Annotated in this window: 13 protein-coding genes; 5 read left to right on the top strand and 8 right to left on the bottom strand. The window is 33.5% G+C overall.

Annotated elements, in window-relative coordinates; all coding sequences use genetic code 11:
• Positions 1 to 60 precede the first annotated feature (60 nt).
• From BM383_RS09345 to BM383_RS09325, 5 genes are all read left to right on the top strand, one after another.
• Complete coding sequence (locus BM383_RS09345; protein WP_093024863.1) at positions 61 to 591, top strand: hypothetical protein; 531 nt, start codon at positions 61 to 63, stop codon at positions 589 to 591.
• Positions 592 to 710: 119 nt separating this feature from the next.
• Complete coding sequence (locus tag BM383_RS09340; protein WP_093024862.1) at positions 711 to 956, top strand: hypothetical protein; 246 nt, start codon at positions 711 to 713, stop codon at positions 954 to 956.
• Between the two features lie 215 nt (positions 957 to 1171).
• The gene (locus BM383_RS09335) at positions 1172 to 3343 is read left to right on the top strand and encodes a histidine kinase (RefSeq protein ID WP_245766560.1); all 2172 of its coding nucleotides are present in this window, start codon (positions 1172 to 1174) and stop codon (positions 3341 to 3343) included.
• A gap of 2 nt (positions 3344 to 3345) precedes the next feature.
• Positions 3346 to 4077 (top strand): LytR/AlgR family response regulator transcription factor, encoded by a 732-nt coding sequence (locus tag BM383_RS09330; RefSeq protein WP_093024860.1) that lies wholly within the window; start codon positions 3346 to 3348, stop codon positions 4075 to 4077.
• Between the two features lie 11 nt (positions 4078 to 4088).
• Entirely contained in the window at positions 4089 to 4619 is a 531-nt protein-coding gene (locus BM383_RS09325; RefSeq protein WP_093024859.1) for a gamma carbonic anhydrase family protein, read from the top strand.
• Here the strand turns inward: BM383_RS09325 and murI are convergent.
• The 8 genes from murI to BM383_RS09285 form a co-directional block, all read right to left on the bottom strand.
• On the bottom strand, positions 4616 to 5401 hold the full coding sequence (murI, locus tag BM383_RS09320) for a glutamate racemase (protein ID WP_093024858.1): 786 nt from the start codon (positions 5399 to 5401) through the stop codon (positions 4616 to 4618). The genes BM383_RS09325 and murI overlap by 4 nt on opposite strands.
• A 71-nt stretch (positions 5402 to 5472) precedes the next feature.
• Positions 5473 to 6000, bottom strand: coding sequence for an OmpH/Skp family outer membrane protein (locus BM383_RS09315; protein ID WP_093024857.1), 528 nt, complete (start codon positions 5998 to 6000; stop codon positions 5473 to 5475).
• Positions 6001 to 6049: 49 nt separating this feature from the next.
• A complete protein-coding gene (locus BM383_RS09310; RefSeq protein ID WP_093024856.1) occupies positions 6050 to 6811 on the bottom strand; it encodes an OmpH/Skp family outer membrane protein in 762 nt (253 codons plus the stop codon).
• An 80-nt stretch (positions 6812 to 6891) separates the two neighbouring features.
• Complete coding sequence (gene bamA / locus BM383_RS09305) at positions 6892 to 9447, bottom strand: outer membrane protein assembly factor BamA (RefSeq protein ID WP_093024855.1); 2556 nt, start codon at positions 9445 to 9447, stop codon at positions 6892 to 6894.
• Positions 9434 to 10195, bottom strand: a complete 762-nt coding sequence (locus tag BM383_RS09300) for an isoprenyl transferase (protein ID WP_093024854.1) — start codon at positions 10193 to 10195, stop codon at positions 9434 to 9436. Before BM383_RS09300 ends, bamA begins: the two co-directional genes overlap by 14 nt.
• Before the next feature lie 7 nt (positions 10196 to 10202).
• Positions 10203 to 10892: a type IX secretion system protein PorG gene (gene porG / locus BM383_RS09295; RefSeq protein WP_093024853.1), complete on the bottom strand. Its 690-nt coding sequence runs from the start codon at positions 10890 to 10892 to the stop codon at positions 10203 to 10205.
• Between the two features lie 86 nt (positions 10893 to 10978).
• On the bottom strand, positions 10979 to 11866 hold the full coding sequence (locus tag BM383_RS09290) for an NAD kinase (RefSeq protein ID WP_093024852.1): 888 nt from the start codon (positions 11864 to 11866) through the stop codon (positions 10979 to 10981).
• 3 nt (positions 11867 to 11869) lie between these two features.
• Complete coding sequence (locus BM383_RS09285; protein ID WP_093024851.1) at positions 11870 to 12526, bottom strand: CBS domain-containing protein; 657 nt, start codon at positions 12524 to 12526, stop codon at positions 11870 to 11872.
• Between the last annotated feature and the right edge of the window lie 61 nt (positions 12527 to 12587).

The raw sequence follows: 12587 nt of genomic DNA, 5'->3' as shown, positions 1-12587 counted from the left end.
TCCAAAAACCAAGAGTGTAGCTATTTCGTATATTTGAAGAATTACAATAAAACTCAATACATGAAAAAGTACGTTACCTATTTATTTTTTTTGACCATCATTTTTGGATGTGATAAAATTGATGAATTAACTCAGTTTAATGTAGATTATACATCTACTGTCACCATTCCATCATCTTCAGTTATAAATCTTCCGATTGATATTTATACTCCGGAGATTGAATCAAATTCAGAATCTACTTTTTCTGTAAATGATACGCGAAAGGATTTAGTGGAAGAGGTGAAGCTAGAAGAGTTCAATTTAACCCTTATAAGTCCAGAAACCGGTGATCTAAGCTTTCTTCAAACAATTGAGATTTATATAAATGCAGATGATTTGTCTGAAATTAAAATAGCGTGGAAGGAAAATATTCCAGACGATGTTGGAACGTTACTTGAATTGGAGACAACAGATTCAGACTTGAAAGAATATATAAAAAAGGATAGCTTTCAACTTCGTGTGAAGACAATTACAGATGAGATGATCAATCAAGATCATGAAATAGAAGTGTATGCGAACTTTTTTGTAGATGCAAAAATCTTAGGAGTTTAGTGTTACCGAAATTTCCTTATTTAGAAATAATCTTTATTTAAATAGATGAATATTAGTTATTTAAAATAATTCTAAGACTTCTTTTTTCTAATTTAGATTGAAATTTAAAAAGGTTAGTTATGGAAGTTAAGTTAGCAGAATGTTGTGGAAATTGTGAAAATCACTTAACCGGAAGTGTTTGTTCGGTTCAGGAAATTGTAACAAGTGAAAACCAAGTGTGTGAAGCCTATGAGTTTCGTGCGGTTTTACACAGAGAATCAGATTGTTTAAAGTGTTCAAAATTTCAAACAGAAAATTGTGCACATCCTAAAAAAGCAAGTGAAGGTATGCTATGTACCGTATGGCAGCCTAGAGCTATAGCGTAAGAATATTTATAAATGATAATATGAAAGGTTTCAGTAGTACTGAAACCTTTTTTTGTGGCAAATTGTAATGTGGTAACCGCATTTATTTTTGAGTAATCTGTACGTTTCGTTGAGTAAAGTGGATAAAAAGCGCATACCAAGATTCAGTTTTACAGAAAGTGAATTTGAGAATGTCTAAAAAAGCGTGTATGTTTAAGTTCTTTTTTAAAATACTCATGAATAAACTTTGTCTTTTTCTGTTTCTTCTTTGTAGTACTCTCAGTATTGCACAAATAAAAACCAATAATTTCAATTCAAAATCATTTGAATTGAGAGGTTCGGTAAAAGAAGAAAATAGTAAAAAACCTATTGAGGGTATAGAGGTTTATATTATAGGATCTTCCGCTATGCATGTTTTTACAAATGAACAAGGAAGGTTTCGTTTGCAGGCAAAAATAGGTGATGAACTGGTAATTACAGGTAGAGAAATCATGCCTGTTTATTATACTGTGAATAGTGAAGAATCGGTTGACGTTCTTGTTACTGATTTTTATAAACCTGATGATCCGAAGGAAATAGCAAAACTGCATGAGCAATTTTTAGATTCGGCCCAATTCTACAAGAAAAAGTCCATTGACAAAAGTTTGGCAGCTATTGAAAAGTCACTTGAAGTTCTTAGTAATTATGATATTCCAGAAAAACGGGCAAAGTCGTTTACCATGTTGGGCGATGTTTATATGTTTTGGAAACAGTTTGATTTAGCGGCTTCCAATTATGAGAATGCATTGGATCAAGAAAAAGATATTGCAGTACAGTTGAAGTTGGTAAAAGCATACATTGCCAATGAAGAATACAAACAGGCTGAGCGTACACTAAAAAATATTTTGAAGAGTGAAAATATACCAAATCAACAATTAGCAAAAATAAAAGAACTTCAGGGAGATGTTGCTTTGGCTCTTCAACAAAACAAAGAGAGTTTAGCCTTTTATAAGCAGGCGTTGTCCTATACAAATTCTACTCAAGATGCAACTATTTCAAATTTAAATGCAAAAATGGCTACTGCTTCGGCTAGGTTGGGCCAATTTTCTATGGCGAATGGTTTTCTCAATAATTCGATACAATTAGCAGAGAAAAATGATGATAAAAAGCTCCTTTTGAAAGCAAAAGAAAACGCTGCGGATTTCTACAATTCAAACCGATTGTATGATAAAGAGATAGAAATGCGTAAATCCAATCTGAAGGATGCAGATGATATGAGTACTTCAGAAATTGCTTTTGACTCTATATCTCCTCAAAAAATTAACTACAAAATAGCTACAGCATATATTTCACAAAACAAATTGAATGAGGCCATTCCATTTCTGGAAAAAAGTATCAAAGAGGCAGATTCCAAAGAAGATATAGTGGTTCAAAAGGATGCAACAAGACGACTTTCTGAGGTGTATAGATCGGTTGGAGATTATAAAAAAGCTTTGGATAGTTATCAAAATTATGTTGCGTTGGTGGATACGCTTTATATTCGAAAGGAGCAGCAGATAGCGCAAGCAGCACGTTTCCGAAGAGATATCGCTTCAAAACAAGAGCGTATTACTAGTTTAGAAAAAGAGCATGAATTGCAACAAAGTAAAATGGATTTGGCGTTCAAAAACCAACAATTAATTACGCAAAGTAACCAACGCCAACAATGGACTATCTATGGATTGATTTTTGGTATTTTGATGTTGGCCGGATTGAGTTATTTATTTTTTAGAAGTAATAAACAGCAGCGATTGGCTAATAATTTATTGGCACTAAAATCGTTGAGAACGCAGATGAACCCTCATTTTATTTTTAATGCGTTGAATTCAGTGAATCATTATATAGCTACGAATGATGAGCGAAATGCGAATCGGTTTTTAAGTCAATTTTCTATACTGATGCGTTCGGTTTTAGAAAATTCAGAAGAAGATGTGATTCCTTTTTCAAAGGAAATTGAATTATTGCAATTGTATATTAAGCTAGAGCATTCTCGTTTTACCGATAAGTTTGATTATGTATTTGAAGTTTCTGAAGATGTGCCGACAGACGAATTTAAAATTCCGCCAATGTTGTTACAGCCATATGTAGAAAATGCTATTTGGCACGGATTAAGATATAAAGAGGAGAAAGGATTGCTTCAAATAAAAGTTGAAAAATTAGATGCAGAGCGTATTCAGATTAGTATCGAAGACAATGGTATTGGTAGAAAACAATCTGCTGCTTTGAAAACAGCGCATCAGAAGAAACAGAAATCCAAAGCAATGGGGAATATAAAGAAGCGTATTTCCATTTTAAATTCTATGTACAAAGACACGGTGACGGTAGAGGTTATGGATCTAGAAAATCCCCAAACCGGGACTAGAGTTGTTGTCATTCTTAAAAAAGACTAGCTATGAAATTAAACGCAATCATTATAGAGGACGAATCTGTTAGTAGAGATATTTTACGCAATTATACCCAAAAATATTGTCCAGATGTGACCATTGTCGCAGAAGCAGCTAACATAAAAGAAGGATTGGAGTTGATAAATAAACATCAACCAGATTTTATTTTCTTAGATGTTGAAATGCCTTATGGAAATGCTTTTGATTTGTTAGATCAAATTCCAGATAGAAATTTTGAAGTCATATTTGTAACAGCATACAATCATTATGCTATAGATGCTTTGAATCAGCATGCAGCGTACTATTTAATGAAACCGATTGATATAGATGAATTAATTAAGGCTGTGCAATACATTTCCGAAATCCACGAAAAGGAACAACAGTTGCATGATGAGGTTTTGCAACCTAGAGTGGCAAAAACGGATGGAAAAATCACAATTCCACAACAAGACGGTTTCGAAGTTATAGCCGTTGATAGCATTTATTTCTGTAAAGCAGATGATAATTATACCGAGTTGTTTTTTGAAAACAAGAAACTTTTAGTGAGTAAAACATTAAAATATTTTGATGATCTCCTAACCGATTTTTCTTTTGTAAGAGTGCATAAATCCTATTTGGTAAATGTCTCTAAGGTAATCAAATATAAGAAAGGAAAAGGCGGTAGTGTAGTGCTTTCAAATGGGAAAGAAATAATGGTTTCAGCGTCTAAAAAATCCGATCTTTTGTCGTATTTTCAATAAAAATTTGAGATATGATAATTCAACCTGTAAACGGAAAACATCCTGAAATAGGAGAAGATTGTTTTATAGCACCCAACGCCACCATTGTTGGCGAAGTTAGTATGGGAAAACAATGTAGTATTTGGTTCAACGCTGTGTTGCGTGGCGATGTTCATTTTATAAAAATGGGCGATAAGGTAAACGTACAAGATGGCGCTGTGATTCATGCTACGTATCAAAAATCACCAACTACCATTGGCAACAATGTTTCTATAGGTCATAATGCTTTGGTGCATGGCTGTACAATTCATGACAATGTATTGATTGGAATGGGAAGTATAGTAATGGATGATTGCGTTGTAGAAAGTAATTCTATCATTGCTGCTGGTGCGGTAGTTACCAAAAACACACATGTAGAAGCCGGAAGTATTTATGCCGGTGTTCCTGCTAAAAAAATAAAAGATATTAGCGAAGAATTGGTGAATGGTGAAATTAACCGAATTGCGAATAACTATGTGAAATATTCAGGATGGTTTAAGGAAGAAGAGTCTTCCGAAGATTAGAAATCCATTCGTTTTACATTTGCTGAAAAAGCATCCGGAACAAAATTTTGAAGCAACTTTTCGTCTTTATTTGTAAAGAATTGATGAGTTGCTTTTTCATTTTTAGTATTGATTAACTCTTGTTGTAATAGAATATTTCTGGTTTGTTTGGCAACCGCTTCACCTGAATCTATAATTTGTACTGAGGGTGGAAGTAGTTTTTTCAACTGTGGAATCAAGTAAGGGTAGTGTGTACAGCCTAAAACTAAGTAGTCAATATTAGCAGCTAGCATTGGTTGAGTATATTTCAAAAGAAGTTGATCCATTTCTTCAGAATAGAGTTTTCCACTTTCAATAAGATCAACTAAGCCTTCACCAACTTGCTCAATAACTCTAATTCCTGAAGTGTATAATGATGAGGTTTTAGAAAACAAACTACTTGAGAGCGTACCTTTAGTAGCTAAAATTCCAACGGTTTTAGTTTGTGTTTTTAAAGCAGCTGGTTTAATAGCGGGTTCAATGCCTATGAAAGGAATACTGTAATGGGATCTTAAGTAATCAATAGCGTTTGTTGTAGCGGTGTTACAAGCTACGACAATGAGTTTGCAGTTTTGTTGGAGTAAGTATTCAGTATTTTTAATAGAAAGCGCTAAAATAGCTTCTTTTGTCTTTTCTCCATAAGGGGCATTTTTGCTGTCAGCCAAAAAAATGCTAGATTCTTGCGGTAGTGTTTTGTGAACTTCTTTCCAAATAGAAGTTCCTCCAATACCTGAATCAAAAAAACCAATGGGTTGTGTACTCATGTTACAAAAATAAAAAACTGCCTCGGTTATGAGGCAGTTTCAATTTGTATATTATTTGTCTTAGGAATTGATTAGATTCCTAATTCTTTTTTTACATCTGATAAAAGATCTTTTCCTTTAGCATAGATTACAATTCCTGCACTTGAATCCAATACATAGTCAAAACCTAAATTCTCTGCAACTTTGTCAATAGCTGTTTGTGCTTTCTCTAAAAGTGGAGCTAGTTTTTGTTGTCTTTTTTGTTGAAGATCTTGGGCTAAGGTTTGTCTAGTTTCGTTGATGCTAGCTTCCATGTCTTGAATTTCTTTTGCCTTTTTTTGAAATTCTTCTTGTCTTGCTTCAATTTCAGCATCTGTCAACCCGTTAATCTCTTGTTGAACTGCTTGAGATTTTGCTTGAATTTCTTTTACTGAAGCTTGTAAATCTGCTTCGTAAGTTTGTTGTAATTTTTGTAACTCACTCTGTACATTCTGCATCTCTGGCATTTCTTGCATTAATTGCTGAATGTTTATATGAGCTACTTTGGATTGTGCATTTGTGTAACTGGTTAAACCAATAAACAGGGTCAATGCAATAGCTAATTTCTTGATGTTCTTCATTTTTCTAGTTTTAAAATTTTAATTCTAATTTTCAATCAATATCAAATATCTATTCGTCACTCTCTTTTTTTGAATCATCAGATTTGTCGTCTTCAGATTGTTTTTCTTCTTGAGCTTTGATGCGAGCTTCTCTTTGTTCTAATAATTTTTGTCTTCTTGCCTCGTAGGCCGCTTTTCTTTCTTCGCGAGCTTCCTCTAACTTCTTACGTTTTTCTTCTCGTGCTTTTTGAACCGGATCATTTTCCTTTTCAAAATTATCAAGCATTTGTTCGCGCTGTTGTACCTTTTCTGCTCTGTTGATGGATGCTAAAACAATATCACTAAGATCTAGTTTGTTGTCAGCATATAAAATCATTAGATCAGATGATTTATCAAACACCAAATCAAATTTTCTAGCTTTTCCAATTTCTTGAATAGAAGTAAAAACTTGATCTTGGATTGGCTGAATAAGATTTTTCTTTTGAGTAATTAAATCACCTTCTGGTCCAAATCGTTGTTGTTGATAATCAAAAAGCTCTGCTTCAGCAAGATCAATCTCTTCTTCACGCTCTTCTATAAGCTCCTCGGTAAGTAGTACTTTTTCGGCTTCAAGATCGGCACGCATTTTATCAATGTCGTTTTTAATCTTGTCCATTTCCTTTTGCCATTTTACAACTTTATCGTTTAGTTGCTTTTTAGCTTGTTGATATTCTTCTACATTTTGAAGAATATAGTCCATATCAATATAACCAACACGTAGTCCACTTTTTTGTGAATACCCAAAGGTTATCATTGCTAGAAAGAGGCAAATAGAAAAAACTTTAGTTCTCATTATCGCTGAGTTTTTGCGGGCGAAAGCTATTAAAATTTATCTTGTTATCCTAATTTAGAAAAAATCATGCCAAATTAATTTTAGAACTGTTGACCAATAACAAAATGTGTTTGCCATCCGCTTGGTTGATTAGTTCCATCAACTGAATCAAATCCATATCCAAAGTCAATTCCTAATAATCCAAATGCAGGCATAAAGATTCTAAGACCAACACCGGCAGATCTTTTTAATTGGAAAGGGTTGAAGTCTCTAAAGTTATTAAAAGCTGCACCGCCTTCTAGGAATGTAAGACCATAGATAGATGCTTGCTGTTTTAATGTAATAGGATATCTAAGTTCTAACGAGAATTTGTTGTAAATAACAGAACCTTCATCTGTAGAAGATGTAGATAAACTTTGGTTTTGATAACCTCTTAACTGAACGTTTTCACGACCATCTAAAGTATAGTTTGCCATACCGTCTCCACCAACGAAGAATCTTTCAAATGGAATAACACCACGGTCACTATTATAACTTCCTAAGAAACCAAATTCACCACCAGATTTTAAAACTAATTTGTCAATAAGGTTTGTGTACCAATAACCAGAGAATTTCACTTTATAGAATTCTAACCAGTCAAAACGCATTTGGTCAATTTCAGAAACTCTATCTACATCATTATCATCTGTGCTATCTGCCAATTCATCTCTTTCTTCTGCTAGGGCAGAGTAATCTCTTCCATCAAATAAAGAATATGGTAAACTAAGTTTAGCGGATACACTAAAGTCAGATCCTGTCATTGGGAAAATAGGGTTTGGTCCAGAAGATTTTCTTGACAATCCTATTGTGTAAGCTAAAGAGTTGGAATACCCATCTCCAAACGTAAATAAATAACTGTTATAGTTTTTCAAGTTGTAATGTTGAAAACTCAAAGCTTGTGAAAAGTAGAAGTAATCATCTGGAACTTTCAAACGTTTAGATAACCCTACGGAAACTCCAGAAATTAAAAATCTCTGACTTTTATCTACATCTTGAGTATAGTAGTTGTAGCGGTATTGTTGAGTGTGATTAAAGGAAACCGAGAATTGTCTTGGTTCTTTACCTCCAAACCAAGGCTCTGAAAAAGAGAAACTGTAGGTTTGATAGTATTTACTAGCCTGCAAGCGTAAAGATAAGCTTTGACCGTCACCCATGGGTAATGGTTTGTAAGCTTCTTTATTTAAAATATTTCTTAATGAGAAGTTAGCAAAGGACAATCCTAAGGTTCCAATGAAACCTCCACCACCATATCCACCTTGAAGCTGAACTTGGCTAGAACCTTTTTCTACTACTTTATATTCTACATCAACTGTACCTGCATTTGGATTTGCATTTTTGATCTCTGGACTAATTTGCTCTGGATCAAAAAATCCTAACTGACTAAGTTCTCTAACGGTTCTTACCACATTTGTTTTTTGATATAAGTCACCAGGTCGCGTTCTTAATTCTCTGTAAATTACATGATCGTTGGTACGGTCGTTTCCTGAAACCATAATTCTATCAAAATATGCAGGTTTACCTTCTATGATGCGTATTTCAAAATCAATAGTATCGTTTTTAGCAGAGATTTCTACCGGATTTACAGTAGAGAAGAGGTAACCACTATTTTGATAAAGATTGGTGATATCATCTGCATCTGGGTCTGTTACATCTGCAATTCTTTCTTTTAAAAGAACACCATTATAGGTGTCTCCTTTGTTAATGCCCAAAACTTTGTGTAAGGTTTCATCTGAATACACAGTATTACCAACAAAGTTGATATCTCCAAAATAATACTTGTCTCCTTCTTCAACGTTAAGGTTTAAAGTAAGGGTGTTATCATCGTTGTAAATTACCGTATCTGAAAGGATTCTGGCATCACGATATCCATTCTCTTTGTATTTATCTACAACAGAAACGAGGTCGGTGTCGTAGTCTTCCGGTATATATTTTGATTTTTTCCAGAATCGGAAAAATGATTTTTGCTTTGTGTTTTTCATGGCACTTCTCAGTTTCTTACTAGAAAGCTGTTCGTTGCCAATAAAATTAATGTCACTTACTTTTACTTTTTCTCCTTTGTCAACGTTAATCAACATTTTTACGGAGTTAACTTGAGCAGTGTCTGGTTTTGTGCTAATGTTGACTTTTACATTAGCAAAACCTTGTTTTTTGTATTTGTTAAGTAGGTAATTTTTAGTGTTTGCAATGTAACTTTGAGTTACTTTTTTACCTGCTTTTAATTCAATATCCTTTAAGATTTCATCTTGTTTACGCTCTTTAATACCTACAATTTTAAATTGAGATACAGCAGGGCGTTCTGTAAGTCTTATTTGAAGATAAATTTGTGAAGGGTTTTCTTCATCTTCAGCAGCATAAATGTCTATTTTATTAAATAGATCATAGCCCCAAAGCTTCTTTTCTACATCTGCAAGTTCTTCGCCTGGAATGGTGATTTCTTGTCCAATTCGTAATCCTGTGGTAGTAACTACAGTCTGTTCATTAAAACTTTTAAGTCCAACTACTTCAATACCAGCAATGGTATATGTATTACCCTTCTTTATTTCTTGAGCGGTAATTGAGTAGGTTGAAAAAATAGCACAAATTAGAAGTAAAATTCTTGTAAATCTAAACGGCATCATGTCTTGGGTTGCAAAGTTGTTCGCTTGTTTTTCCAAATCTTCGTTCTCTTTTTTGGTAATTTAAAATTGCTTCAAACAAATGATTTTTTCTAAAATCAGGCCAAAGAATGTGTGTGAAATATAATTCGGCATACGCTATTTGCCAGAGTAAAAAATTGCTGATACGACATTCTCCACTTGTACGTATGAGCAGGTCAACATCTGGTAAATCGTGCGTGTAAAGATGATTATTAATAACTGAATCATCAATCATTTCTTCAGAAATTATATTATTTTTAACTTTAAAAGCAATCTCTTTTACAGCAGATCTTATTTCTTCTCTTGCGCCATAACTTAAAGCTAACGTTAAAGTTAGTCTCTCATTGTGTTTGGTTTTGTCAATTACCTCTTGTAATTCATTTTTCGCTTTCGTTGGAAGATCATCCATTCTTCCTATAACGTTGAGCTTTATATTATTTCTGATGAAAGTTTCGGTCTCTTTTTTAAGAGAAGAGACCAAAATTTTCATCAAAGCTTTTACTTCTAGCTTAGGTCTATTCCAATTTTCTGTAGAAAATGCAAATAGCGTAAGGTTGGTGATTCCTAGTTCTGCACAGGTAGTTACTGTTTCTTTTACAGAAACGGTTCCTTTCTCATGCCCAAATACACGTATTCTTCCCTGTTCTTTAGCCCAGCGTCCATTGCCATCCATAATTATAGCAATATGTCTAGGCAGGTTATTCTTGTCTATTTGGTCTTCTAGGTTCATTTGTTTTTTAGTTATAGCAATAGCATTTTTTGCTCTTTCCTATTAATATTGTTGCAGTAATTCCTGTGAAAAAATACCAGTCATTACTATTTGTATTTCCAATTCCAGCATTGCTGTAGGAAGGGAAACTTCCATCAAGGTTGTCTGAAAAGGCATAGCGTGCTCCAATTTCAAATCCTAAGATTACATCGTGTAAAAAATTACTTTTCACACCAAGCATTAATGGGATTGAAACGTCACCTTTTCTTGGTCTATACTCTTCAGCTACAGAATTTGTAGATGAAGGGTATCTTAGTTGATCCATGAAAAAATAAGACAAACCGGTGGCAACATATGGTGTTGTTTGTGTTTGATCTAGGTATGGCTCAAATGGAATAAAGTTAAATTCAAATGCAGCATTAACTTCCATTATATTGTTTTCAAAAGAAAGACCTCTTCCTAACCTTGATCCAAGATCCGAATTATCATCATCACCTTTAAGGTTTGCGAACATCAAAGATCCACGCAGTGCAAATCTAGGATGTTTGTTCCATTTATATACAATCCCGTAAGCAAAATTATCTGGTTTAATGTAGGTCATTTCACCTATGTCTCCAACATAGTTGCTCATTCCTAGAAAAACTCCGAGCTCATGCTCTTGAGCTCTAGAGCCTAGTATAGCACCAAAACAAAGTAAGCTAAAAAAAAATCCTCTCATAATTTTCAAAAGTTTGCAAATATAAAATAAAGTATGTTGAAATTAAAACTTGGGTGCCAGGTTCTTACAAAAGATTTAAATAATAGTTAGTTTCTTTTATCTTCCCCCCATAAAAGTTTTTTTCGTATTGTTTTTAAAAAACTCTCGCTATAAAGTTCTACGAGGTTTATTTTAAAACTGCATTTTTTAATAGTTATTATAGTATCGCTGTTAATTGTGGTAATTCTTGAATCCAATGAGGCCAAGAATGATTCTTCTCTACCAGATATTTTAAGTTTTATTTCAGTGTTGTCTGGTATGACTAGGGGGCGTGCGTTCAAATTGTGGGGGGCAATGGGGGTTAAAACCAAATTACTAGCGTTAGGCATGATCACCGGGCCTCCACAACTCAACGAATATCCGGTGGATCCGGTTGGGGTTGATATGATTAAACCATCTGCCCAGTATGACGTTAAATATTCATCATTTAAAAAGGTAGAAACGGTAATCATTGAAGTGGTGTTTTTTCTACTTATTGTTATCTCATTTAAGGCAAAATTTAGTTCATCTATTTTAAAATCACTGTTAGCGTTTGTTGTAAGTTCTATAAGAGTTCGTTCTTCAACCTTGAACTCTTTATTCAAAATTTGATCAATAGTATCGTTTATCTCATATTTTTGAACAGTAGCAAGAAATCCTAATCTTCCTGTATTGATTCCTAAAATGGGAATTCCTAAATCCCTAATATAGGTAATGGCTCTTAGTATCGTTCCATCTCCACCTATGGTAATGAATAATTCAAAGGATGTATCTAGTTCTTCAAAAGAACTGAATGTTTTGTAATTTTTTTCAATAGAAATCTCTTGGGATAGTAGTTTTAAGTAATCATCTTTGATTGTAAAATCTACGTTTCTAGATTCTAATGTTTCTAGCAAGTTTTTAATGTGACTTGCAGAGTTGTCATGGTAATATTGGCCATAGATACCTATCTTCATTTTTTAAATGTTTAGGTATTTATTTAAATAGGCCGATCGTTCTTTGAGTTCTTTTACGTATGAATCTTGATCTATACCATTTATAATTTCATAATTGTATCTTCTAAATGTCTGAAGAATTTCATTAATGCCGGCATTTGCAATTTTAAGAGTGGTTTCAGTTCTGTCTCCTTTGATTTCCGAAATGAAAGCTCCCAGCATTTTTCCATTGTGACTTTCTACAATTTGAACTATTTCACTAAAACTTTGATCTTTGCTGTTTTTTTCAATAACTAAAATACTTCCAGGTTCATTTAAGAATGGCGTGTCATTGAAAATGTTAAGAATATCCGTTAGTTCATAATAGCCAATATAAGAGTTGTCTTTGTTTATAATGGGCATCATATTGCTTTCGTTCTTAGCAAAAGCTTCTAGAACATTAAGCCACCCTGTATTTTCTCTTACAAAAAAAGGATCAAGTAAATATTGATATTCGGCAAGAACATCTACTTTTTCAATAGTCTTACAATCGTCTTCCGAAAGGTTTCCTACCAAAACGTTATTCTCTATAACCGGAATATGCGATAACGTTGACTGTTCAAATATAGAACAGGCATTTGCTATCCTTTCACTTAGAGTAAGCGGTTGGAAATCAATGTTTATAAGGGCTTTTAAATCCATTGGGGTTCAAATTCGGTTGAAAATTAATAATTTTAAACTACAATAGTGCACTCTCTACTTT

Origin of the sequence: Pustulibacterium marinum (assembly GCF_900116665.1) — a bacterium.
Taxonomy (GTDB): Bacteria; Bacteroidota; Bacteroidia; order Flavobacteriales; family Flavobacteriaceae; genus Pustulibacterium; species Pustulibacterium marinum.
This window is presented reverse-complemented; position numbering and strand designations above follow the sequence as displayed.